26 protein-coding genes are annotated in these 23549 nt (G+C 41.6%); 9 read left to right on the top strand and 17 right to left on the bottom strand.

Features of this window, described 5'->3' with window-relative positions:
• Positions 1-164 precede the first annotated feature (164 nt).
• Positions 165-1385: a hypothetical protein gene (locus BLT18_RS04900; protein WP_091271762.1), complete on the bottom strand. Its 1221-nt coding sequence runs from the start codon at positions 1383-1385 to the stop codon at positions 165-167.
• Between the two features lie 208 nt (positions 1386-1593).
• On the opposite strand from BLT18_RS04900, the gene BLT18_RS04895 reads away from it, so the two are divergent.
• From BLT18_RS04895 to fabF, 5 genes are all read left to right on the top strand, one after another.
• Positions 1594-2760, top strand: a complete 1167-nt coding sequence (locus BLT18_RS04895) for an MFS transporter (RefSeq protein ID WP_091271760.1) — start codon at positions 1594-1596, stop codon at positions 2758-2760.
• A 553-nt stretch (positions 2761-3313) separates the two neighbouring features.
• Positions 3314-3682 (top strand): AMP-binding protein, encoded by a 369-nt coding sequence (locus tag BLT18_RS04890; protein WP_175487379.1) that lies wholly within the window; start codon positions 3314-3316, stop codon positions 3680-3682.
• A gap of 201 nt (positions 3683-3883) precedes the next feature.
• Positions 3884-4102, top strand: coding sequence for an AMP-binding protein (locus tag BLT18_RS04885; protein WP_091271757.1), 219 nt, complete (start codon positions 3884-3886; stop codon positions 4100-4102).
• Positions 4103-4234, top strand: coding sequence for an AMP-binding enzyme (locus BLT18_RS18725; RefSeq protein ID WP_139184710.1), 132 nt, complete (start codon positions 4103-4105; stop codon positions 4232-4234).
• 185 nt (positions 4235-4419) lie between these two features.
• Complete coding sequence (gene fabF, locus BLT18_RS04880; RefSeq protein ID WP_091271755.1) at positions 4420-5649, top strand: beta-ketoacyl-ACP synthase II; 1230 nt, start codon at positions 4420-4422, stop codon at positions 5647-5649.
• 864 nt (positions 5650-6513) lie between these two features.
• Here fabF and BLT18_RS04875 read toward each other — a convergent pair.
• The 4 genes from BLT18_RS04875 to BLT18_RS04860 form a co-directional block, all read right to left on the bottom strand.
• Positions 6514-7014, bottom strand: a complete 501-nt coding sequence (locus BLT18_RS04875; protein ID WP_091271754.1) for a hypothetical protein — start codon at positions 7012-7014, stop codon at positions 6514-6516.
• 40 nt (positions 7015-7054) lie between these two features.
• Entirely contained in the window at positions 7055-7366 is a 312-nt protein-coding gene (locus BLT18_RS04870; protein WP_091271752.1) for a DUF2325 domain-containing protein, read from the bottom strand.
• Between the two features lie 473 nt (positions 7367-7839).
• A complete protein-coding gene (locus BLT18_RS04865; protein WP_091271750.1) occupies positions 7840-8502 on the bottom strand; it encodes a hypothetical protein in 663 nt (220 codons plus the stop codon).
• Positions 8499-8846 carry an MGMT family protein gene (locus BLT18_RS04860; protein ID WP_091271748.1) on the bottom strand — a complete coding sequence of 116 codons (348 nt, stop codon included), beginning with the start codon at positions 8844-8846 and terminating at the stop codon, positions 8499-8501. Before BLT18_RS04860 ends, BLT18_RS04865 begins: the two co-directional genes overlap by 4 nt.
• Positions 8847-9132: 286 nt before the next feature.
• Here BLT18_RS04860 and BLT18_RS04855 point away from each other — a divergent pair, with 286 nt between their 5' ends.
• Positions 9133-9465: a helix-turn-helix domain-containing protein gene (locus BLT18_RS04855; protein WP_091271747.1), complete on the top strand. Its 333-nt coding sequence runs from the start codon at positions 9133-9135 to the stop codon at positions 9463-9465.
• 59 nt (positions 9466-9524) lie between these two features.
• Here BLT18_RS04855 and BLT18_RS04850 read toward each other — a convergent pair whose 3' ends face one another.
• The 5 genes from BLT18_RS04850 to BLT18_RS04835 all read right to left on the bottom strand — a co-directional run bounded on the left by BLT18_RS04850 (position 9525) and on the right by BLT18_RS04835 (position 12721).
• Positions 9525-10202, bottom strand: a complete 678-nt coding sequence (locus BLT18_RS04850; RefSeq protein ID WP_091271745.1) for a hypothetical protein — start codon at positions 10200-10202, stop codon at positions 9525-9527.
• 274 nt (positions 10203-10476) lie between these two features.
• Positions 10477-11052, bottom strand: a complete 576-nt coding sequence (locus tag BLT18_RS18110) for a DUF4352 domain-containing protein (protein ID WP_091271743.1) — start codon at positions 11050-11052, stop codon at positions 10477-10479.
• Positions 11053-11086: 34 nt separating this feature from the next.
• Positions 11087-11434, bottom strand: coding sequence for a hypothetical protein (locus tag BLT18_RS04840; protein WP_091271741.1), 348 nt, complete (start codon positions 11432-11434; stop codon positions 11087-11089).
• Between the two features lie 286 nt (positions 11435-11720).
• Positions 11721-11852 carry a hypothetical protein gene (locus tag BLT18_RS18645; protein ID WP_281242335.1) on the bottom strand — a complete coding sequence of 44 codons (132 nt, stop codon included), beginning with the start codon at positions 11850-11852 and terminating at the stop codon, positions 11721-11723.
• Positions 11853-12178: 326 nt separating this feature from the next.
• Positions 12179-12721 (bottom strand): helix-turn-helix domain-containing protein, encoded by a 543-nt coding sequence (locus BLT18_RS04835; RefSeq protein ID WP_091271739.1) that lies wholly within the window; start codon positions 12719-12721, stop codon positions 12179-12181.
• 163 nt (positions 12722-12884) lie between these two features.
• Here BLT18_RS04835 and BLT18_RS04830 point away from each other — a divergent pair, with 163 nt between their 5' ends.
• Positions 12885-13670 (top strand): dioxygenase family protein, encoded by a 786-nt coding sequence (locus BLT18_RS04830; protein WP_245705178.1) that lies wholly within the window; start codon positions 12885-12887, stop codon positions 13668-13670.
• A gap of 455 nt (positions 13671-14125) precedes the next feature.
• Positions 14126-14677: a hypothetical protein gene (locus BLT18_RS04825; protein ID WP_091271736.1), complete on the top strand. Its 552-nt coding sequence runs from the start codon at positions 14126-14128 to the stop codon at positions 14675-14677.
• A gap of 544 nt (positions 14678-15221) precedes the next feature.
• Here the strand turns inward: BLT18_RS04825 and BLT18_RS04820 are convergent.
• The 6 genes from BLT18_RS04820 to BLT18_RS04795 form a co-directional block, all read right to left on the bottom strand.
• Entirely contained in the window at positions 15222-16490 is a 1269-nt protein-coding gene (locus BLT18_RS04820) for a TRAP transporter large permease (protein ID WP_091271735.1), read from the bottom strand.
• Entirely contained in the window at positions 16487-16996 is a 510-nt protein-coding gene (locus tag BLT18_RS04815; RefSeq protein WP_091271733.1) for a TRAP transporter small permease, read from the bottom strand. The genes BLT18_RS04820 and BLT18_RS04815 overlap by 4 nt, the downstream gene beginning before the upstream one ends.
• A gap of 27 nt (positions 16997-17023) precedes the next feature.
• The gene (locus BLT18_RS04810; protein ID WP_091271731.1) at positions 17024-18025 is read right to left on the bottom strand and encodes a TRAP transporter substrate-binding protein; all 1002 of its coding nucleotides are present in this window, start codon (positions 18023-18025) and stop codon (positions 17024-17026) included.
• Between the two features lie 154 nt (positions 18026-18179).
• Complete coding sequence (locus tag BLT18_RS04805) at positions 18180-18944, bottom strand: SDR family NAD(P)-dependent oxidoreductase (protein ID WP_091271730.1); 765 nt, start codon at positions 18942-18944, stop codon at positions 18180-18182.
• A 41-nt stretch (positions 18945-18985) separates the two neighbouring features.
• Positions 18986-19978 carry a transketolase family protein gene (locus BLT18_RS04800; protein WP_091271728.1) on the bottom strand — a complete coding sequence of 331 codons (993 nt, stop codon included), beginning with the start codon at positions 19976-19978 and terminating at the stop codon, positions 18986-18988.
• Between the two features lies 1 nt (position 19979).
• A complete protein-coding gene (locus BLT18_RS04795; protein WP_091271727.1) occupies positions 19980-20828 on the bottom strand; it encodes a transketolase in 849 nt (282 codons plus the stop codon).
• A 219-nt stretch (positions 20829-21047) separates the two neighbouring features.
• On the opposite strand from BLT18_RS04795, the gene BLT18_RS04790 reads away from it, so the two are divergent.
• Positions 21048-22049 carry a LacI family DNA-binding transcriptional regulator gene (locus BLT18_RS04790; RefSeq protein ID WP_091271725.1) on the top strand — a complete coding sequence of 334 codons (1002 nt, stop codon included), beginning with the start codon at positions 21048-21050 and terminating at the stop codon, positions 22047-22049.
• Positions 22050-22542: 493 nt separating this feature from the next.
• Here the strand turns inward: BLT18_RS04790 and cysQ are convergent, their stop codons facing one another.
• Positions 22543-23349, bottom strand: a complete 807-nt coding sequence (cysQ, locus tag BLT18_RS04785) for a 3'(2'),5'-bisphosphate nucleotidase CysQ (protein ID WP_091271724.1) — start codon at positions 23347-23349, stop codon at positions 22543-22545.
• Positions 23350-23549 lie beyond the last annotated feature (200 nt).

Here is a 23549-nt window from a genome sequence, read left to right as displayed (position 1 = left end):
ATATCATTCCTTTCTTTTATTTGTACTATATCCTATGTCACGAGCTTAGGAAGTGTACGATGGTGTATAGGGATTGCACCCAAAGTAGGAGTGCCGTCTCCTTTTCCAACACTATATATGGAACGTAACAGCCACATGTAAAGGCGCTTTTGAATCACAAGCGCCTATGACCAATTTTCCTCTTCTTTTTGTTCTTGTTTTCGTTTTTTCATCTCTTCGTAACGACGCCGCTGCCGGTATCCATACGTCGCGTTACGTACGATTTCCTCTCTCTCCAATACAGCACCTAATGCACCGACAATCGTTGCTACTGAGCTCGCCACCCAAGCGAGAGCAAAATAGTTTGCCACATGAAATGCTTCTGCTCCTAATTCGTCGGCTAATAAACTGGCCGGAACAAATATAAAAACAGCCAGCAAAAATAAACTGAATAATAAAAGATAATAAAATAACACAGAAATAATGAGTGTAATGACTGTTGTAGCATTATAAAGTTTGGCTAAATAAGGAGAGTCTGCTGTTGATTTCTTTTCCCAAAGACCATGTGCTAAAACAATCCAAATCACCATCGCCATGATTGATGTCACCATTAACAAAATAAAACGATGCAGATCATATTCGCCGCTCAGCCTCCACATCGTTGGGAAAACTAAACCGTAGGAGCCTGTGGCAAACGCTATCGCCACGACTCGCTTAAACTCAGGAAAAATCAACCACGGCCGGTTCGCCCGTACCATGCCCGAAAGAAGCCGCAATCCTCCAGTCAGCCGCGAACGTACAATAAAAATTACTTCTGTCTGTCTGTTATTTTCAAGCTGCGTTTTACGATAAATTGGAGACAGCCATTCAGATACACGCTCTTTCATTAACTGACGGGCCCCTCTTTTCACAACGCTTTTTTGTTTTGTTTGTATTCGTTTAGCTTGCAGACGTTTTTGTTGTTGATCTCGAGCAGACGAGGAACTGCCATAATACATTTCGTTTACTAGCTGCAAGATCGATTCTTCAATCCGGCTTTTGATTGGTACCGCTCCAAGAGACGGAAGCGACAGAAACGCGACACGATGTTTGGCACTTGCCTCTGCTACTACCAAGTCTCTATTTTCAAATAAAGGCAAGTCCGTGATAGAAACACCATAATCCCACGTATAACTATTTTTCCATATCTTTGTCTCATCCAAGATTTCACCAGGCTCTGATGTGGCACCTGTTAATGAATCAACTTTTATTTCTATCTTCCATTCAACACCGCTGTTTACGTAATATGATAAAAGCCCGGGCAGCTCCATTTTTATCTCCTCGGCGACGGCTGCTGCTAAATCAGGTGCCGGCACTAACCCCAGTGTTACAACATTTTCATTGCGCTCTTCCTTTTTCTCTGACAAACTCTTCTCCCCCCCTCTTTTGCCAGAACGTTTTTACCATCTGCTGATTTTTGTCTGTTTGCGTTCTTCATACGTATACCCAATATGATGCTAAAAAACACATACAGATAGAAAACATGTTTCCCGACATGCTTTAAGCACTTCCGTCTTCTATTTCTTTCATTAATGTTATGATAATACATGGTGGAAATAAGGGAGGATCATTGACATGGATAAACGCGTTTACCTATTTATGGTCGTTTCGTTTATTGCCGGATTGGCCGAGCTGATTATTGTTGGACTGCTCGATGTTATCGCAGATGACATCGGCGTCAGCTTGAGTGCAGCAGGCCTTCTCATCACTGCTTTTTCCCTGACTTTTGCTGTTGCAGCCCCTGTACTAATGGTGGCCACTGCAGCAGTAGAACGAAAACGGCTGATGCTTACGACCTTATCTATTTTCTTTGTTGGAAATGTTCTAGCTGCGCTGAGCCATACCTACTGGCTTTTAATGACAGCTCGTATTATTTCAGCAGCCAGTGGATCATTGCTTGTCGTTCTATGCATTACCATGGCTTCTACTATTACCGCTCCTCCCCACCGAGGCAGGGCGATTGGCCTCATTTATATGGGCATTAGTGCTTCTCTTGTCTTAGGAGTTCCTATTGGAATCATGATGGGAAACATCTTTGGCTGGCAAGCTCCGTTTGTTGCAATCAGCTGCTTTACGGTCATGACGATGCTCGGTATTCTCGTGTTGATGCCCTCGGTCCATGTGCATGACACTCCAAGCATCCAAACACAATGGCAAAGTTTAAAAAACAGCCGTCTGTTAGCTGCCCACCTTACTACATTCTTATTTTTAGCTGGTCATTATACCCTTTATGGATATCTTAGTCCGTACTTAAAAAATGTACTCGAATTAAATGAAACGTGGGTGACTATCATATACTGGCTGTTTGGCATCGCAGCGGTAGCAGGTGGTGCTGTAGGAGGAGGGTTATCGGACAAATGGGGGTACAAGCAGACCATCTATTCGGTTATTGTTTTATTTGCTGTATCAATGTTTGTTCTTCCATTTACCACGACGGCGACGACATTTTTCTTGTTGACAGTCATGATTTGGGGCGCCATGAGCTGGGCACTGTCTCCGCCTATGCAAACCTATCTTGCTGAAACGTATCACAAAACATCAGACATACAGCAAAGTTTAAATAACGCTGCTTTACACACAGGAATTGCATTTGGTTCAGTGAGCGGCGGTCTTGTCGTTGAACAAGGAGCTATCCATCATACTCCAACCGTTGGTGCACTGCTGGTGCTTTTGGCGCTCGGTACAGCTGTTTATGCCTTGGCTAAGACCAGCACAGCGTCCTATCAGCACAGCAGCCTGTAACAGCCGCCGGATTTTCACGACACCTTTTACTTGTTTTCGTTACGTGATAGTAGCTTGCAGCGCGGAAGCATTGTTTCTTTCCATTTAATCGCTGTGGTAATCTGCACATATCATTATCAAACGGGGCTTTTATCCTAATCATTGAAGAAAAAAGAAGGAAGTACAATGAATTATTTAGCGGTTTATTATGACATGAACATGATTGTTCAGTGAGGAGACTGTGATGCTGCTGGTATTTCGTACTGTGTCTAAAACTTTGAATGGTTCACCAATACTTACATGCAGTTCCTCGCGCATAATGGTTTTCCATATATGGAAACATTTCATGCACAAGACATATCGCTCGTATGTTTAAAATCTGACTGTCAGCAGAAACAGCTCTTCAGGCGCTGGATATGGCTGACCACCAGCCTGAACGCATTGTGATGGCAGACATGTCAGGGGAAGAAACGCTGCCAGAAGGGCATACTCCCTGTGCCGATTACGTGCACAGTCAACGATTAAAAACCCTGACATTAAACGTCCGAAACATATGTATGATGAAAACACACGAATGTATACGTCTGGTACAACAGGCAACCCTAAAGGTGTGCTGTTAAATAACATCAATGATGTTTCTTCTGCGCAGGATGCCGCCATGTACTTTCCACTCAGTCCTGTCGATAAGACAATGAACATGAGTCCATGGTTTCATCGCGGGGGACTTCATTCAGGCGGGCCGGCACCAGCACTTTACATAGGCGGAGAAGTGATTATTCTTTGCTATCTCCACCCGAAAACTTGCCTGAAATACGCTGAAAAGTACGGCGTTTCCTTCTTAATCGGTGCACCGCCGATGTTAAAAATACTCAGCCAAACCCCAAAAACAAGGTGCCGACTTATGTTATTGAAAAGGAATCATCACCATAGGAGCACCACTTGAAAAAGAAGACTGTATCACGTACCAAAAAACGTTAACCCTAAACATCTTTAACGGATATGGAACATCAGAAGCTTTCTAGAAGACATTTTTACGTCCATTTGATCTGCCGGAAATGCCGGTTCAGCCGGAAGAGCTTGCACTGATGATGATGTTGCTGTCGTAAAAGTATTCCCCAATCGACGTGCCGAACCACATGAAACCATGGAAAAGAACAATGAAGAAGTCGGTGAAGTCATCGTAAACGCCCCGGGGAAAACAACGTCTGACATAAATAAAGAAGATAAGAGCAAAAAAGTGTTCTACAAAGGCTGGATTTACATCGGCGATATAGCAGCATGGAACGAGAATGAATTCATTACGATTGCCGGGCGAAAAGGTGATATGATTCATTCTTCCGGAGAAAATATTCATCCCGTATAAATCAAAGAAATATTAAATCAGCACGAGCACATTCAGCAATCGGTCGTTGTTAGTGTTCCAGACGAACTAAGAGGAGAATCTGTCACTGCGTATATTGTAAAAGACGTCCCTCTCTTACCGCAAAAGTTTTAAACAAGTACTGCACCCAGCATCCGATGCTGGCTGATTATAAACGCCCGCGCTATTATCGACTTGTCGATGCACTTCCCTATACTGCTACAGGGAAAAGAAACATTTTGAAGTTAGGAAACTAGCGCTTCAAGACCAGCAGCAAAATCTTTTAGAAAAAGCGTAACCTTCATAAAGGAGAGACAGATATGAATAGAAGAGTTGTCCTTACTGGTTATGGAGTCATCACACCATTAGGCCACGATGTAGATACCCTTTGGTCTAATATCAAACATGGAAAAACAGCCGTAAAGAAAATACATGCGGAAGGTTTCGAGGATATCAGCACAAAAATTGCCGCAAGCATTGATGACTTTCCAGGAGAAACATATTTCGATAAACGAGAATTAAAACGTTATGATTCATTTGCCCAATACGCCTGTGCAGCAGCCATGCAGGCATTAGAACAATCTGGGTTGAATGATGACAACCTTGACAAAAATCGTGCGGGAATTTATATCGGCTCTGGTATCGGCGGCTTGAATACATTGCTTGATAACCATGAAACAATGTTAGACAAAGGAGCAAAACGTGTATCACCTTTTTTAATTCCCATGCTGATTAGTAATATGGCTTCTGGCTTGTTATCCATCAAAACTGGGTTTAAAGGGCCAAGTTACTCCCCTGTTTCTGCATGTGCCACGGCAAATCACGCTATTGGTGAAGCGTATTTAAACATTGCAGCAGGACACACTGATGCGATTTTAGCAGGTGGGGCAGAAGCTGTTATCCATCCACTGACGTTTGCTGGTTTCTCACGTATGAAAGCTATGTCTACCCAAAACGATACGCCGGAAACAGCCAGCAAGCCATTTGATAAAGAGCGGGATGGCTTTGTCATGGCAGAGGGAGCTGGCGTTTTAATGCTCGAAGCGTATGAACACGCGAAAGAACGCGGTGCGACCATTTTAGGAGAAGTTACCGGATACGGTGCGACCACCGATGGGTATCACATTACGGCTCCGGATTATCAAGGTGCTGCAAGAGCCATGAACCTTGCCCTGGATATGGCTGGCTTAAAGCCTGAGGATGTCGACTACATTAATGCACATGCTACCAGCACACCTGAAGGCGATAAATCGGAAACAAAAGCGATTAAAGAAGTGTTTGGACCTCATGCGTATAATATGAAAATAAGTTCGACCAAGTCGATGACCGGCCACTTGTTTGGGGCTGCTGGTGCCGTAGAAGCCATCATTACTCTAAAAAGCATGGAAGAAGGTATCATTGCTCCTACTATTAACTTAGAGCATCCTGATCCGGAATGTGACTTGGATTACGTGCCAAATCAAGCAGAGAAAAAGGAAGTCCGTGCGGCCATTTCCAATGGCTTCGGCTTCGGAGGACATAATGCCGTATTAGCTTTCAAAAAAGTCTAGACGGCAAAAACACACTTTCCCTGCAGGCTGTCAGCGTGTCATGCCTGTTTTCATGAAAAATGCAAGAACCAAAGTGAAAGAACGACAAAATCATCCGGACGGCTCAGAGGCCGCTCGGATGATTTGTTTATGATTATTATTTTTAGTTGGATAAAGCTTGGCGGGGTTACTGTCGTCTTTCCCTTTCTAGTTGGATGGCTTGGCAAGCTGACACTTCAGCCCCCGGAAAAATTATCCTGGTCGATTTTCAGCTGCTGCTTTTCCCGCTGCGGTCAGAACTTACGGCTTGCTGGCAGCTTGCCGCGTCGTCTTAAAGTCTTCCAATAAATAATTTCTGTTTTAACCGTGCATTTGTGAAACTGCTTTCTTTGACGGCTGCCAGCATTTCTAACAGTTCATGCCGCATAAGCCAGAAAATGGCTGATAAATAAAGGTACACAAATATGTAAACGTTTTTGCAACGCATGTTATCGTTTCCATTCCAACAAGGCGTTTTTGTCTTCTGCCGCCTTTCTGCTTACAATAAAACCATCATCAAATGAAAGAAGGTTCTATAATGAAAAAGTTGTTCCGTTCTGTTCTTACCTATGTGATGGAGTCTCAACAAGAACGAGTCAAACGAATGATGGAAAAAGACCAATTCTTTTAAGAACGAACGTGCAAATAAATAATCACTGGATGTCAGCACACACATCTATGTCCCCTTGTTTCGGATAACCATACGCGATGGACATATGCCTCTTGAAGAGCTGTATTTGCGTCAACAGCTCTTCTTTACAGGCATATGTTTTCTTATGTTTCTATCTTTTTCTCCGCTAGTCACTATTCTTTCGTTTCACGCCAGCCGTTTTTGCGGCAGACAGTCTATGATTTCCACTGTCTTTTAGCTTCTATCCTATGTATCCCCGATGTGACATCAATGCTTGTTAACCTCCACTCCCGATGAGAAAACGCCATATCCAGCCAGGCAGCAATTTGGCGTACGGTGTACTGATTTTTATCCGGACTGCCGCATTGCAGCATCCATGCTTCCATGCATGAAGATGACGGTAATTTGTAAACAATGGAAAAGTCTTGCACTTTTGCGCTCTGAATGTTTCCCGCACCACGTAAATGATGGAACAACTTTAATGCTTCATCCATTACCTTCGCCATAGCAATAAGATAGTCGCCATACGTCCGAAAATGTTGCACATCAATATATTTCCATCTTTTTTTAATACGAAGCAGCAGCGTTTTATCAGTTACAATATATCCATTCGCCAGTTCAAACAGCAGATGATTTAATAACGATTGCAAACGTATCGAATAGCGGTGATGGCACTGCTTTTGTTGTCGTTTCATATTCATGTTATCGTCTTTCACGCACACTCCTCCTAAAAGAACAGCTTTGCTTTTGTTCTTGCTATATGCAAATCGAACAATCATGACAGACTTTGGGACAATGGGTTAGAGATTGATAAATAGAACACCAATACCGCTTCGCATAACATATTGGAATGGAACGCATTTTTGCTCTTTCGGTCACTTTCTTTGCTGTATTGTGGTTAATAAAATCGGTCAATACCAATACAAGATCAATGCTTTCTGGAATGCCTTTATGAATCATGCGCACTTTTCGTCCGCTCAGATGTTCAATATGGCGAAAACCAAGCTCCTCTAGCTTATCCGGAATTGAACCGAGCTTGTCCGCTCCTACAATCATTAAAGACTCCATTCTTTTCACGCCTCCATCATTGAAAATCATTCTCATTTTACATACTTTGATTTTATTGAAAATGATTATCAATGTCAATATATTTCAGAACATTCCCTCTTTCTTTTTCAATATACTTTGTCTGAAGCTGATACCAAACAGGACTCTTGTTTACTGCTGCTTTCACACAAGAAAAGCGCAAGTGCCTTGAAAGAAAGACGTTCGGCTATGGGGAAGGTTCTTCGGGAAGGTTCTTCTACTAAGAACGCACACGTCCTGTTTTGGGCGTTGAAGTCACCACTTCCTGTGGCAACGCTGAACCGACCCACGTCGTGTGCGCCTGGGCGAGCAAGGCGCTCGCACTGGACAGTGAAAACGCCAAATTTTTATACTTTCCTATCTGTGTACAAAAAAAACAGACACTCGTCCGTGAAGTGTCTGTTTCTGCTCAGCAGTGTATATGTATCTCACTGTTCGTGTCGTTCATTGATGGGTTAATCCGCAAAGCTCATACCCATTAACAGCACTTTGTCTTCTTTTTCAACCAATTGTTCGACCTGATTGTCTTGGTTGATATCATTTACGGTGGAAGAACCAGAGTGCATAACATACAGCCACGATGTTTCACTTAGCTCCGCCGCGGCTTTAGACACAGTCTGTTGTACAGCTTGGTCAAATTCTATTGGCACCTCTACTCCGCCCACAGATGAAACCGATGACTCTGTCTCCATTGCATCTTCTCCTAAAAAGCGCTGGCCCAGCGCAATGCGGTAGACAGTTTGCTCGTTAGATGGAATTTCTGTCAGACTAAGAGCAAGTTCTTGCGGTGTTTGTTCATTACTTGTATTCAGCTTTGTCGTCAAAAGCGGACCCTCCCATTCATCGACACGCTCTCCATGTTCATATGCATGAACGTGAACCTCCAAGGCGGATGCAGCAGAAGGCAGCTCGGCTTCATAAACAGCAACGTGGTTTACACCAAAGTTTAAATAATACTCTTCTTGTGCAGAAAGTTCTTTCATCGTAAGCGCTCCCGCTGCAGAGCTCTTCTCTGTTTTTTCAGGCTGTTCAAAGGAAATCTGCTCTGATTCATCCGGACTGCAGGCTGTCATGAATCCTGCTAGAAACAGTACAGATAATGTCTGTCGTTTTATCATGAAAAATTCTCCTTCTCTAGTTTTGCTTTCAGCTCCTCTTCATCGGTCACTTGATAGACCGACAAATCAACGTTCCCATCATCGCTGACCAAGATGCCTTCCATTTCTGCATTCATTTTTTGCTCACAAAAAGCTTCCTCTTCTTTTAGCGCAATGTTTCCCTCTCTGTTGACAACACGATGCCAGGGCAAGTGATACTTGCGGCTCATTGTGTGCAGAACTCGCACGACTTGTCGAGCAGCACGACGGTTTCCAGCCAAGCGCGCGACTTGGCCATAGGTCATAACCTTCCCTGCAGGAATATTCAGGATAATCGTTACAATGTTTTTGGTGAAAGATGTCACGTTTCAACCTCCTGATTTGCTGCTTTAGACTGTTTCTTTACCCATTCTATCTCATTCTTTCATCATTGTAATAGCAAATAAGGTGCAACATGAGGATATTGTCGGACATCTACTCATTCTATTACATGAAAATACCTCTCTGTCCTGTGACGGGAAACGGCGTACCCAAGCTGTGCGGCCGTGAATTAGTTGTTTCCAAGCCACTGGCTTTTTGATAAAATAAACATAATACCAGCAAATTTCACTAATTTTCGAACACCTTTCACTGTTACAGGAGCTGAAAACCATGCTTAGCGAAAAAATAACCCATTATCGGCTGATGAATAATATGTCTGTGATGGATTTATCCCGTGAAACAGGCCTCTCCACTACTCGCTTGAAACGAATTGAACATAATAAACATGTTCATTTACCTCCAGATACAATAAAGACAATCGCTGATGGACTAGGTGTCTCTGTACACTCATTACTCGAAACAGAAAACAATGCAAACAATCCAGCCAACCTGGACAGTGTATGGACAGATATTGTAAAAGAAGCCATGGACTCTCATGTTACGAAAGAAGAGTTCAAACGTTTTTTAGAAGCTAAAAAACGGGAAACAGATCATCATGACTAGTACCACTCGTCCGTGCAGACCGCTCCTCGTACTAAAACACATCAAAACGGAGCCGTATATCAGCTCCGCTGCATCTCTTCGATATCAAATGATACCATGCGTTGATTATCCGATTCGTAGATAACATTCCCCCGTACTTTTTTTGTTTCTTGCGGTGAATGCAGTGTAATTTCAAACGTTTCCTTTGTCCGCTCCGCTGAAATATCAATTTGTTCTACCGGAGCATACCCACCTACATAGAGATTCGGATATGCGGTCTGTGCGATTGCCGCTAAATGTTCCCCCCACCTGCTGCCATTCGTACCGTTATCTCCCGATGACACCGGTGTTATAGCGATATTGATCACTCCCACATCTACGTGTGCACCTAACGCTTCAAATGCTTTGCGGTGAAGATTCAACTTGTTTGCCGGGTAGCCTGATGTCTGATCGACAATAACCACTGTAATTTCGTGATCCGGCATGGACAAGTTCCGAACATGCAAATATTCTCCGCATTGATATGGAGACTGTTCTCCAACGGCCGCTGTCATGCTGTTATTGTCTGACCAGGACAAACCGCATTTCGTTACTTCCCCGCCTTCCGTCCATGTCGCTTGCCCCAGCACGGCTTGCTGCTGACGCATAAATGGGTCTGCATATGAATAAACAGGCATCATTCTTGGTGCATACTGCAGCGGATACGGATGCACAGCATAAGGATACATCGCTCGATAAGGGCCATGTGGATAATACATCTTACTCCTCCTCTTTTCAGCACTCTCGATAACGATATGTGTAAAACAAGCTGCAATATGACACCAATGTTATTTTTGTACAACATTTTTACATGACTGCCTATAAAGAAAGACTTGGCGTCAGCCAAGTCTTTCTTTAGGTGCAGGCGGCTGCCTGGCTGCACTTATATTGATTTCCCCAACGTTTTAGCTGCATCAATCATTCACCCATGCTGCAATATGATACTTGCCTGTTCAGTGCAAAAAAACGCAGGATGCTCCCTGCGTTTATCTTTTACCGTTCATCTCGTAAGTCGAACCAGAGACGGTCATACTGAACAAGAGGCCGTTTATCGTCTTTTCGAACGAGAAACCCTGCCCAACCCTCAATCTCCTCACCGCTGTTCACATTATCTGGCCATGCAGGGATCAAACCTATAATATTATTATATAACTCGTAAGATATACCATCCTCATTCACCACATGAAACGTGTAGGCGTTCACAAAAAATGGTTCGTTTTCCACTTCTTTCAGCGTCATATGAAACTTAGCGAGAATATATTCTAGTTCCGCGCCAGACGGCTCATTATGCGGACTTGCTTTCAGCACGATTTCTTCCGCTTCCTCTCCGCTAATCACTTCGCACAAGGTCATCTCGTAATGAACATGACCATAAAAAAAATCATTTGTTTTTATAGACACTGTCACACCACGGCCAACAGGATTGTCTTTTGACCCGAGTGTCATAGTTTCTTCGATGTCAGGTGGTGTATTTTTTTTATCAGAAGGAGAAACGCCGGATTCACTCGTGCAAGCCATCAATACACTTGCGATCACCCAAAGGCTGATGAAAACCATCCATTTTTTCACGGACGTCCCCTCCAACAACGACGTTCCCTTCGATTTAACTCTCCGCTGCAGCCGGTTGTTTTTCTTTGCGGATAATACCCATTAATCCAGCCGGAATTAAGAACAATGCCGGAACCACACCAAACAACCCGAGCGAAATCAATAGAATAAGTCCACTAACCGCCATCACCCAGCCGCAAAAGACAGGTTTCCACTTAACAGCAATCGCTCCGATAACAGCCAAACCACTAAATACAAAAGCACTAATACCTAACGCTGTTAATCCACTGGCTGCTTCATTTACAGCTGCATCAATTGTTCCCATAAACAACGCAAAAAATGCCGCACCAAATCCAATAAGTCCACCAATGATTCCTAAGACCATCTCCGTCACTCTGTTCATCATGCTGTCCTCCTCATTCTATGAAAGTTGGTATACACAAAAACTATATGAAACGAGCATCGTGGTTATGCTCACCTTTTTGTGCGCACCAGACGTTTCTTGTTTCGCTGGTCTCCTCGATGACCACGTCTTAGTTCCCGCTGTTTTCATTGATATGTTAACTGTTTCGATATTTCAACCGTGCTCGTGCCGCCTTTTTTCACCAATACAAAAAAGCAGTCCACTTTTTTATATGAGTGAACTGCTTTCCTTTCTCCTATGCCAATCTATAATGAAACTTGATAATTTACTTTGTTCCGACATACTCTTCGCGGATGACGAGTTTCTGCCACTTTAGTTGTTCCTTATCTTTTCCTTTTATTTTTTGTTCAGCATTTCTATTTGGATTTACATTCTGCTGTATCATTCTTTTTCTCATCTGCGATTCCTCCCACTTCATATCCTCTGAGTGCCTTTTTCAAATGACACTCTTGATGTTGTACTTTTGTTCATATCCATGTGTGCGCAATCTTCTGATCTTTGTATACATATTTGACACCAAAAAGATTTCATTGTCTTTATTACCAACATAGGAAAAAGGTATATTTCCATTATATAAAAATATAAGAATATTCTCAATTAATAAACCTGTTGTTTCGACAATTATTTTTTATTTTTTTATTTTTTTAATATTTATAGAAATATACTGCTCTTATTCTTCCTATACCCGATTTCTCCTACAAATATGCGCAAGTCTTTTTGTCTTTATAATATGTCGTTTTCATCAGAGTATATGGAGATAAGGAGAATGGCGTTGGTATCACCAATGTTTTTCACATAATGCGGGACGCTGGCATTCCAGCTGAAAGAATCACCGTCTTCTAGAATCACAGAATCTTCTCCTTGTTCGGCCAGCACTGTACCTTGAAGTACTACGTGGCATTCTTCCCCAGCATGCGCATGCGGCTCCTTGCCTGTAGAAGCACCAGGTGCCATGTCAACACGCTGCATACGCAATCCTCCTTTATATGTTAAATGCTCCACTTTTACCCCTTGATTGTTGTGTATCGTCTGCTGACGTTCATGTTCACGAAGTACGCGTATTTTTTGATGATTTTCTAATAATAAGTAGGGAAGAGGCACGTGAAGAAATTCAGCAATCATTTGTAACGTGTGAAGAGAAGGAGATGTATGATTGTTTTCCATATTGCTAATAAATCCTTTTGACAATCCAGTTCCTTCACTCATCTCTGCAATCGTAATATTTCGTTTCTTCCGTATTGATCGAACAGCAGATCCAATGTCCATGCTTTTCACTCCTTTTTTATAAGAAACTTTTTTCGTTATTGGAAAACATATTCATTGACGCCTTTCAACACTTTTTGTTATGTTTTAGTAAACAATTTTTCATATAAGAAAACAATATCATATACAAAATGATTTTTCCAATCATATGAGGAGGTCTTTGACCATGACTATGCCTGCATTTTTTATTGCTCACGGTGCTCCGCTATTAGCATTAGAAAATAATGAATATACCCAAGCTATCCAGCAGCTGCGAGAAGAGTTTCCACGGCCAAAAGCCATTGTGCTGTTTTCTGCACATTGGGAAGCCCCTGTACAAATGGTGAGTAACGCAAACGACTATGACACTATTCATGATTTTGGCGGGTTTCCTGACGAATTACATCGCATGCAGTATCCTGCTCACGGCGACCCTGCATTAGCTGAAGACATTACGCAGTTGTTTGATCACTATCATATTGATTACAGCGTCAATTCACAACGCGGCCTCGACCATGGTGCCTGGGTTGTATTAAATATTCTCTATCCCGATGCAGACATACCCGTTATTTCTATGTCTGTGAATCCGCACCTGTCACCTGCTGATCAATATCATATTGGCAGAGCACTAGCCTCGCTAAGAGAACAGGATATTATGGTGATAGGCAGCGGCGGCACGGTTCACAACTTGATGATGGCACGAATGGACCTTGATGATGATATCGTCGACAGCTGGGTGCCTGAATTTGAAGCATGGCTTAACGAGAAAGTGAAAAACTGGGACACAGAGGCTTTATTTGATTATGAACAACAAGCTCCTCATGCATCCAAAGCTGTTCCCCCTTTTGGCAAAGAACATTTTATCCCGCTGTTTTACGCAATGGGAGCAGCTGACAACAATAAAACAGCAATGCTTCGTCATCAAAGCTATCGTTACCGCAACCTAAGTCACACGATTTGGCAGTTTGGATAATTAAAGAAAAGCATATTTTGGTCCACTTCACCAACAGCCTGTTATGAAAAAATTATTGTCATAACAGGCTTTTCCACTGTATACCATGTACGTATCATCCTTTTTTCAGACTCTATAACGTTTAGCGGGAGCATTCACCGCCTGCATTTTTCTAATTGGATGGTTCTTGGACTGCTTCTATTTTTCACAGGTATCTCCCCTGCTTTCCATTAAATCAGGTCAGAAATAAGAAAAACTCGGCGTGTCACCAAGTCCTTATAGTCGAAGCCGCCGTTTTTCTTAGTTTTTCATTTTTTACATAATGTAAACAAAAAGCACACCATTGATTTACTCCAACATGGATAGTAGAACCTTTTTTCAAAACATACTGTTAGTATTTTTTATTTTGTGTTAATATTTAGTAAATTGTTTTAATTTTATGTAAATTATACAGCGGATAGAAAGGAGGATGATCCATGGCATTATTTTACCTTGGGTGCGCAGCAGTACTGGCTGCTCTTCTCTATCTGTTTTATCATGTATGCCGCAAATGGATAACTAAAGAAACAAACATGTCCAAGAAAGTATTTGCTTTCTTGAGCGCCGGAGGCTTGGTTATTATGATTGCCGGCTTTGAATTTATTGATAGCACGACAACCGCTACGCCCCTTCACAACACAGATCAAACGACAGAACCCCTTACTGAGGAGCTACACACACTAAAAGCAGAAAATGATTCATTAAAAAAAGACTTAAAGACGTTTCGCACCGAAAAACAAACGTTAGAAGAAGCATTACAAGAAAGCAAGAAAGAATTACAAGAACTATCCAAAAAAGCAGAGGAATACATGGAAGAAACAACGAGATTAATTGATGAAATGGAAGTCCTTCACGAACGTATTAAAGAGCTAGAAGATGAAAACGCATCGTTAAAGGCAGAAATAGATGATACAGAATATAATGAAAATTCCTACAATATGGGAGCAACAGATACAACCTTCCCTTCTTCGTCCCAACAGCACAACTAAGCTTTTTCGATAAACAAGCAAAAATGCACACACATCACACCATTTATAAAGAAGTGGTTCCTTACGCATGGACGCAGGAACCACTTCTTTTCACATATTTAAATGACTAGCGGCTTTTTCCATTGTACGGCTTGCTGTGTGCTATACAATACACTGATGTCCAAAGGAGCCTGAAACGATAGATTAGAATCGTGCTGTAGACACGTCAAAGATAGAGTACCCCAAAATGGTCTGCACACTGATGAGCAAAATCTCCAATATGAATAAACCGGTGTTTATGTTTCTCCATTGATACTGCCTTCACAAGCCATCCAAGACATGATATTGCTTATAAACTATGACAGCCTAATCCATGAAACCAAATAATGTTGGTGCCTGTTCCTGTATAACGACTTTGAATAGCGGTCATTCAAAGACCAGCCGTAAACACGCTGTTATAAACATTACTCCATAGCAGATTCCTCCTATAACAACAAATGCAGCACCGCCGTTTCTTTTTGAAAAGACAGAGCTATATACTTTTGAACACAGCTACTTTTTTTCCTTACAAAAATAATAAAGTTAATGGGGGGATGATGATAATAACAGCTAAACTAAACAACATAACAAAAAAGAACGGAACAACAGCTCTTGCTAATGCCGGCATGCCAATCCCTGAAATACCAGAACCAACAAAAAGATTTACCCCCAGAGGCGGAGTGATAAAGCCAATCGCCAAAGTGACAATCATCAGTACCCCGAAATGAATTGGATCTACACCTAATTCCAGTGCTATCGGTAAAAGGATTGGGGTAAAAATAATAACAGCAGCGGAAGTGTCAATAAAACATCCAATCAATAATAATAACAAAATGATACAAAGTAAAAGAATCAATGAATTTTCTGAAATTGATAAGAATTCGTTAGCGATTGCTTGCGGAATCCGCTCCATCGATAACAACGTCCCAAACGCATTAGCTGTTCCGATAATAAGTAGGATAACAACAGAATTTAATGTTGCATCACGAATAATAATCGGAATGTCTTTCCACCTTATTTGTTTATGGAATAAAAAACTCACCAGGCCTGCATACACTACAGCCACAACAGCAGCTTCCGTTGGTGTAAATATCCCTCCATAAATTCCGCCTAAAATAATTACTGGTACAAGTAGTGACCACTTCGCATGATTTAATTTGATCAGCATATTTTTGAAGGTAAACTTTTCTTTTGTACCGGTGTAGTTTTTCTTTTTAGAATATATATATACCCATGTAATCATTACGACACCCAGTAGTATTCCAGGTAATATACCACCCATAAATAAATCACCAATCGACTGATTTCCAGACACACCGTACAGCACGAGTGGAATACTTGGTGGAATAATAATTCCTAACGATCCAGCGGACACAATAACTGCTGTGGCAAATCTTTTATCATAGCCTTGTGCGACCATAGCTGGAATCATAATGCCTCCTATAGCCGCCACTGTTGCTGGCCCAGAACCGGATATAGCCGAAAAAAACATGCAAGTAAGCACTGCAGCCATTGCAAAGCCTCCGGTCAAACGCCCAACAAACACGTTGGCTAGATCAAATAATCGATTGGATATGCCGCCTCTTCCCATCAGTTCTCCAGCCAGTATAAAAAATGGTACCGCCATTAAAGCAAAGTTATCAGTAGCTGTTACCAACCCTTGCGCTAAAAAAGTAATCGAAATATTCGAAGAATAAAGGGCTGTTACCAACCCAGCCAGCCCTAATGCAATACCAATTGGAACAGTTAGAATTAAGAAAAAGAAGAAACTGCCAAATAAAATAAACGTGGTCATATAGCTTCCTCCCGAACTTCGTATTCATTTTTTCGATGTAACTGTTTCCATTCGTGAACCTGCCTAATAAACTGTTGAATTAAGCGAAATGTTGTTAAAACCATACCAGTTACCGGGGCAGCATACACCCATCCCATTGGCAACTGCATTGCTGCAGATTCTCTCGTAACGTTAACCACAATGTCAAACCCATACCATGCAATAACTAACGCGAATACAAGAAATGATAGCGTCGAAATCATTCCCAGTATCACTTTTCCTTTTTTGCCAAATAATATAGAGAAAGCATCGACATTTAAATGTTTGCGTTTTTTCACTCCATAGCTGATTCCTAAATAAATCATCCAAATAAACGCATATCTAGCTGCTTCCTCTGACCAGGACAATGAATTTCCAAAAACATAACGCATAATCACTTGTGTAAAAATAATGACTACCGTGAAGCTGCTTAACAAAATTAATGGATATTCCTCTAAGTGCTCATCTAACCACTTTAATACCTTCATGCATGCCGGCCTCCAAAAAGATCATAATTATTCCTTTATTTGGTCTAGTAATTGATTCACCGTCTCATCATTTTGTTGACGCCGAAATATTTCATGTACTTGTTCGGTCTCTTTTCGAAATGGTTCTTTGTCAGGTTCAATCATTTCCATGCCAGCTTCCTGTAGCTCTTCCATCATTTTTTCTTCATTTTCTACAATCATATCTCGATGATACTGAGCGGCTTCCTGTGCACTTTCTTGAACAATTCTTTGCAAATCAGGCGAAAGTGACTGCCAAAAATCTTCATTGATTGCAGTTGGTAAAGGTATATATTGATGACCAGTAACATTCAGATACTTCTGTACCTCCTGAAATTTACTTGCGTAAATATTGGCAACAGGATTTTCTTGTGCATCCACCGTTCCTTGCTGTAAAGCCATATATAATTCGCCAAAAGCCATTGGAGTCGGGTTTGCCCCTAATGCTTGAAAGGTGCTTAGCGATAACGGAAATTCAGGCGTTCTAATTTTTAATCCACGCAGGTCTTCAGGAGCCTCAATCGGTTTGTTAGATGTTACATGGCGAAAACCATTTTCAAAATAAGCTAACACTCGCAAATTATCTTCTAAAAGCGGTTCGGCAATTGCTTGCCCTAACTCTCCATCTAAAATTTCCCAAGCTTCCTCATAAGAATCAAATAGATACGGCAATTCAAACACACTTATGCGTTGGTCATACTGACTAAACGCACTCGAGGCGGCCATTTGCAAATCATTTAACGTGACACTTTCAATCATTTCTGCTTCTGAACCCAACTGTTCGTTCGGATATACTTGAACATTTATTTTGCCATTTGTCCTCTCTTCCACTAATTCCTTAAAATGCATGACAGCTAAATGCCGTTCATTGGATTCTGCCGCCCCATGTCCAAAACGCAGTACGATTTCATCATCAGATTGGAAAGCCTCCCCGCCAGATATAAATGCAACTAACACGCTGACACCAAGAATGCCTGTCATGGCAACCATTATGTTCCGTAAAAAATTCATGCCTTATGTCCCCCCTTAACTGGTTAATGGTTTAACCTAAAATATTGACAACGTTTACATAATTAGCTAAAAATATAATATTCTTTATCATTAGTACCAAAAAATAGGATACAGGCAGCCAATATAATTGACTGCCCTCTGCTGTCTCTTAAATCTAATCAATGTGTGAACCACCATTAATATCAAGTTCTTCACCTGTAATATAGCTTGCGCCTTCAGATGCTAAAAACGTAATAGAATACGCAACGTCTTTTACTTCCCCTACTCTACCAGCAGGAATACCTTCTACAATAGCCGTTTCCTTGTCTTCTGTCATTAAGCCGGACGTTATATTTGTACCCCCAATTAATCCAGGAGCTACAGTATTGCAGGTAATTCCATATGCCGCTGTTTCGCGCGCTACTGCTTTGGTAAAACCAGTCACTGCTGCCTTTGCTGCAGAATAATGAGAACCTCCAAAGATACCGCCGCCACGCTTTCCTGATACCGAACTTAAATTTACTATTCTTCCATAGTTACATTCCTTCATATGCGGAAGAACTGCTTGAGTAAGAAAGAAAATTCCTTTCATATTAATATCAAAAATTAAGTCCCATTCTTCTTCACTGATTTCCTGCACGCGCGTGGGGCGGGAAATACCAGCATTGTTAATTAGAATATCAATTTTCCCAAACTCTTTTATCACTTTTTGAACAGCTTCGTTTACCTCTGTCTTATTTTTCACATCAAGCTTTAATGCCATTGCCTTGCCGTTATTGTACTGTCCGATTTCTTCCTTCGCATCTGCCAAACCAGATTCATCGATGTCGGTTAAGACAACTGCTGCTCCTTTTTGACCGACCTGTCTTGCCGTTTCTCTCCCAATTCCTTTTTTTGAAGCTGATCCAGTAATCAACACTACTCTATTTTTAAAATCCATCGAAAGTCCCCTCTCCCTGTTCTATTCGTGTTGAACGCTCTTTATTTATTTATAAATTCGTTTGCGACAGAAGCAATACCCGCTCCATCCAACTTATAATGTTGATAGAGATAATACGGCTTTCCGATTAAGGAATATTCATCATAAAATCCATGACGCTTAAACTTGCAGCTAATGCCTGACTCCAGTAATACTTCAGCTACTGCACTTCCAAGACCACCCTGCACATTATGCTCTTCTACAGTCAATACAGCCCCCGTTTCTTCTGCTGCCTGTAATACTGCTTTTGTATCCATCGGCTTAATGGTGTGCATATCCATTACCCTTGTGCTGATTCCTTGTTCTTGAAGCTCATCAGCCGCCTTTAATGCTTCATTCACTTCAATACCGCAGGCAATAATGGTTAAGTCACTGCCGTTTCTTAGCGTGTTTGCTTTCCCGATTTTGTTTTGCACTTTTTCTGCGTCACGTTTATACACTGGCTCTTCACGACCTCGGCTGACTCTGAAATAAATTGGACCGTCATACGTTTTTACAGATTCTTCAATCAATTCAGCTAATGCTGCTCCATCTGCTGGAGAAATGACCGTCATGTTAGCCATTGCTCTTGTAATAGAAATATCTTCTGTGGCGTGGTGGGAGGTTCCATAAAATCCCATAGCAATGCCTGTGTGCGTTCCAATTAAACGAACATTTAAATTAGGGTAGGCAACGGCTGTCCGAATGTTCTCAGCAGCTAATACTCCTAGGAAGGACGCATACGTTGACACAAACGCTGTTTTTCCAGTGGAAGCTAAACCTGCAGCAGCTGTCACCATGTTCTTTTCAGCCAGGCCAAAATTAAAGAAACGCTCTGGAAACTCTTTTCCAAAATCCCAAAGACGCGTTGGTTTACTTAAGTCTGAAGACATCGCTACAATTTCTGGATGATTTTTTCCGAGCTTAGCTAACGTCTCGCCGGCCGTTAACTGCTTAGACATCTCAAGACTTTTGTACAGTTCCCACGTATCTTTATGAAAAGTCGTTGTGTTCATCTTAATTACCTCCTTCAATTTCTTCAATAGCGCGCTTGATATCGTCTTCTCCTAAGTTCGCAACGTGCCATTCATAGCCATGTTCCATAAAGGAAACGCCTTTTCCAGCTACCGTGTCGCAAATAATGGCCGTTGGCTTCTCGGAATCCACAGCCGGAAGATTTTCAAATGTTTTAATTAGTTCTTCTACATCGTGACCGTCAACATCTACAACATTCCAACCAAAGCTTTCCCACTTTTCTCTAATTGGATTGATATTCATTAACTCTTCCGTGTTGCCGTCTACTGTTACTTTGTTATTATCAATAATTGCTACCAAATTACCTAGTTTGAAATTCCCTGCGCTCATTGCTGCTTCCCAGACTTGTCCTTCCTGTAATTCCCCATCCCCCATTAGAATATAGGTTCTATATTTTTCATTATCCACACGTGCACCTAAGGACATGCCAACGCCAACCGACAAGCCGTGGCCGATAGAGCCAGAACTGAAATCGACACCTTTGATTTTATTCATATCTGGATGGTCTCCAAAAGGACTGCCTAACTGTGTATATGTGTCCAAATCCTCTTTTGGGAAAAATCCGACATCAGCAAGAATTGGGTACACACCAACTGCTGAGTGTCCTTTCCCCATCACAAACCGATCTCTGCTTTTCCAACTTGGATTCTTGGAATCATAGTTCAATGTATGATAGTAAAGGGTCGCAAAAATTTCGGAACTAGAAAAAGAAGACCCATAGTGCCCACTCTTTGCTAAAGATATCAACCGAATAGTTTCCAAACGGGACATTTTCGCCTTTTCTTTAATTAACTCTATTGTGTTTTGTGCAACCGAACTGGTTTTTGTCACGGAAAATCCTCCTTTTGGTTAATCGTTTTACCAACTTTGATTGTGATGATACTATGTAAGCGTTTTTCTGTCAACAATAAAAGACAGAAAGTTTTTATTAATATAGATATTTGCAACAAACTTAGAAAAATAATAAGGTTTTGACGCTGTTTTATGGATAATCGATCTTATTTTCTTTACAATGAAGTAAAAGGATTTACTTTGTGGAGGAATACAGAAATGAAGGTGACAATGAAGCAAATCGCAAAAGAAGCAAATGTTTCGGTAGCCACTGTTTCACATGTTATAAATGGAACAAAACATATCACTGAAGATAAATACAACAAAATAATGCAAATTATTCATAAATATAACTACAAGCCGAACTCCACCGCAAAAAACCTCCGGCAGCAAAAAACTAAAACAGCCGGTATGGTAGTATCCAGCTTTCCAGATAGTTTTATCACAGAAATGGTATATGGTGTGGAAGAGCGAGCAAGGGAAATGGGATACAACCTGCTGCTTGTCAATACAAACGAAGATAAAAATTACGAAGAAGAAACAATCAATCTACTGCACTCTAAAATGGTTGACGGTATTATATTATCACCGACTTCTAATGATATTGAGTACTTAAATGCTTTTACGGATGAAGATTTCCCAATCGTACTAGTAAACCGCTACAATAACATCGTACAACATGCACCCAAGGTTACTGGAGATAACGTGCAAACGGGATATGACGCTACCATGCATTTACTGCAGCATGGGCATAAAAAAATTGGGATGATCTATGGAGTATCAAATGTCTCTACCACGGATGAAAGAATTGAAGGATATAAAAAAGCATTACAGCAATACAATCTCCCTTTTAACGACAGTTACTTTGAGCTTGGTCACGCAACAGTTTCCGGCGGTGCAGCAGCAGCAAAATCTTTGTTAAGCCGCCATAGTGACATCACCGCTTTATTTATCCAAAATGATTTGATGACAATTGGAGCCATTTCGCAAATTAAAGACTTATTATTAAAAATACCTGATGACATTGCTCTGATTGGCTTTGGCGACTTTGCTTCGTCTTCTATTATTGATCCGCCTGTTACAAATATTGTACTGCCGCCCGATACGATTGGAAAAACAGCCTTTGATGTCTTGCTCAACAAAATTAATAACCCAGATTATACAAAACATATTGAGCTACCCCCTTCTTTAATCACACGTCAATCTTGTGGATGTAAGTAATAACTTGATTGGACATCACCCCTCTGAGCTCATTGCACAGACACAAAAGAGAAGCGCAAGCACCTTGCCTATGAGCGACAAGTCCTGACGGCTCGTCTATGAAAAACTGATCTTTGGCTTGTCATGGCCGGACCGAAGGAACTTCGAGCGAATAGGCGCTTGTGCTGGAACGTGAAAAAACCAGACTTTTATACTTTTTGCCTTACAAAATCGAAAGTGCCCTGGTTGGTGATTTCCCACCTTTCAGGACACTTTTTCATCGTACATTTATTCCTTTGCATGCACCATACTGCTTTCTCTGCCTTCATTCATATTCCTTCTTCCCTTCAACCACACCCTCTCTTCCAAAACCCTTTGCAAGAATTACTATGAAAGACATGGAAAATATATCAAGAGAGAGAATGCTGTCAGGAATTTCCGACACGTTCAGAAAGCTGGTCAATAAGCATAGAACAGGTCTAGAGAGGTGTTCAGGTGCTTGTTTATATCTTTGTCAGCCCTTTTTCCTAGAAGCCAAAAACCACGGATTTTGCAGATGTTCTTTATTGTAGACAAGAGGTGCGTTATCAGAAGCCACGGTTACCGAACCTCCTGCTGCTTCCACAACTGCCTGGCCGGCTCCGGTGTCCCATTCCATCGTCGGGGCATAGCGCGGATAAAAATCAGCTTCTCCCGCAGCGATTAAACACAACTTTAACGAACTGCCTGCCGACACGACTTCCACACGTTGATATGTGTGTTTTAATTCTTGCACAAATTGCTCGGTTTCGTCCGACATGTGTGAACGGCTTGCAACTACTCGGACGCGATCTGCCGCCTCTTTTATATACGGCAATGACTTGCCCCCCGTAAAACAGTCCTCTATACGGTTCATACCGGCCAGACGTGACGCAGCTTTATCCAGCCTCACAGCACCTTGTTGCATATCGCCAACATACAGCACATCAAGAGCTGGAGCATATACGACGCCAAATATTGGTTTTTGGTTATCGATAAGTGCAATGTTAACTGTAAACTCATCATTTTTCTTAATAAATTCTTTCGTTCCATCAAGCGGATCAACGAGCCAAAATTGTTTCCACGATTCCCTCTCTTCCAAAGACAGCTGCTCGCCCTCTTCACTTAAAATTGGTACATCAGGCCATTCTGCAGATAGTATATCTGTAATTATTCGGTGGGCTGTCTGGTCAGCCACTGTCAGCGGGGATGCATCGTCCTTGTAAGCCACATCAAAATCGGTCTTATATATTTCCATTATCTTCTCTCCTGCTTTCACAGCAGCTTTTATCGCAGGTAACATACCGGCGTCCTCCTGTACCACATAAATTATAGGTATTCTTATCCTTCTATTGTACAATAAATAAGAGGAAACCTCTCCCTATTTTCACTTGATACAACACCCCAACTTTCGAAACGACAACGTCACAGCAAAAAGCCTACCGGACAGTTCTCCATCTGTTTATCCGACAGGCTTGTATATTGCGCACTTCATTTTATGTA

Source organism: Alteribacillus persepolensis (genome assembly GCF_900099605.1).
Taxonomy (GTDB): Bacteria; Bacillota; Bacilli; order Bacillales; family Marinococcaceae; genus Alteribacillus; species Alteribacillus persepolensis.
The sequence above is the reverse complement of the archived record's forward strand: the minus strand, read 5'-3'. Positions and strand labels throughout refer to the sequence as shown.

What these genes read in the sequence shown, in the direction of transcription:
- BLT18_RS04895 (WP_091271760.1), top strand. Translation starts at nt 1,594, where the DNA reads ATGGATAAACGCGTTTACCTATTTATGGTCGTTTCGTTTATTGCCGGA.
- BLT18_RS04890 (WP_175487379.1), top strand. Translation starts at nt 3,314, where the DNA reads ATGTATACGTCTGGTACAACAGGCAACCCTAAAGGTGTGCTGTTAAAT.
- BLT18_RS04885 (WP_091271757.1), top strand. Translation starts at nt 3,884, where the DNA reads ATGGAAAAGAACAATGAAGAAGTCGGTGAAGTCATCGTAAACGCCCCG.
- fabF (WP_091271755.1), top strand. Translation starts at nt 4,420, where the DNA reads ATGAATAGAAGAGTTGTCCTTACTGGTTATGGAGTCATCACACCATTA.
- BLT18_RS04870 (WP_091271752.1), bottom strand. Translation starts at nt 7,366, where the DNA reads ATGGAGTCTTTAATGATTGTAGGAGCGGACAAGCTCGGTTCAATTCCG.
- BLT18_RS04865 (WP_091271750.1), bottom strand. Translation starts at nt 8,502, where the DNA reads ATGATAAAACGACAGACATTATCTGTACTGTTTCTAGCAGGATTCATG.
- BLT18_RS04855 (WP_091271747.1), top strand. Translation starts at nt 9,133, where the DNA reads ATGCTTAGCGAAAAAATAACCCATTATCGGCTGATGAATAATATGTCT.
- BLT18_RS04850 (WP_091271745.1), bottom strand. Translation starts at nt 10,202, where the DNA reads ATGTATTATCCACATGGCCCTTATCGAGCGATGTATCCTTATGCTGTG.
- BLT18_RS04840 (WP_091271741.1), bottom strand. Translation starts at nt 11,434, where the DNA reads ATGAACAGAGTGACGGAGATGGTCTTAGGAATCATTGGTGGACTTATT.
- BLT18_RS18645 (WP_281242335.1), bottom strand. Translation starts at nt 11,852, where the DNA reads ATGAGAAAAAGAATGATACAGCAGAATGTAAATCCAAATAGAAATGCT.
- BLT18_RS04835 (WP_091271739.1), bottom strand. Translation starts at nt 12,721, where the DNA reads ATGGACATTGGATCTGCTGTTCGATCAATACGGAAGAAACGAAATATT.
- BLT18_RS04830 (WP_245705178.1), top strand. Translation starts at nt 12,885, where the DNA reads ATGACTATGCCTGCATTTTTTATTGCTCACGGTGCTCCGCTATTAGCA.
- BLT18_RS04825 (WP_091271736.1), top strand. Translation starts at nt 14,126, where the DNA reads ATGGCATTATTTTACCTTGGGTGCGCAGCAGTACTGGCTGCTCTTCTC.
- BLT18_RS04820 (WP_091271735.1), bottom strand. Translation starts at nt 16,490, where the DNA reads ATGACCACGTTTATTTTATTTGGCAGTTTCTTCTTTTTCTTAATTCTA.
- BLT18_RS04815 (WP_091271733.1), bottom strand. Translation starts at nt 16,996, where the DNA reads ATGAAGGTATTAAAGTGGTTAGATGAGCACTTAGAGGAATATCCATTA.
- BLT18_RS04810 (WP_091271731.1), bottom strand. Translation starts at nt 18,025, where the DNA reads ATGAATTTTTTACGGAACATAATGGTTGCCATGACAGGCATTCTTGGT.
- BLT18_RS04805 (WP_091271730.1), bottom strand. Translation starts at nt 18,944, where the DNA reads ATGGATTTTAAAAATAGAGTAGTGTTGATTACTGGATCAGCTTCAAAA.
- BLT18_RS04800 (WP_091271728.1), bottom strand. Translation starts at nt 19,978, where the DNA reads ATGAACACAACGACTTTTCATAAAGATACGTGGGAACTGTACAAAAGT.
- BLT18_RS04790 (WP_091271725.1), top strand. Translation starts at nt 21,048, where the DNA reads ATGAAGGTGACAATGAAGCAAATCGCAAAAGAAGCAAATGTTTCGGTA.
- cysQ (WP_091271724.1), bottom strand. Translation starts at nt 23,349, where the DNA reads ATGTTACCTGCGATAAAAGCTGCTGTGAAAGCAGGAGAGAAGATAATG.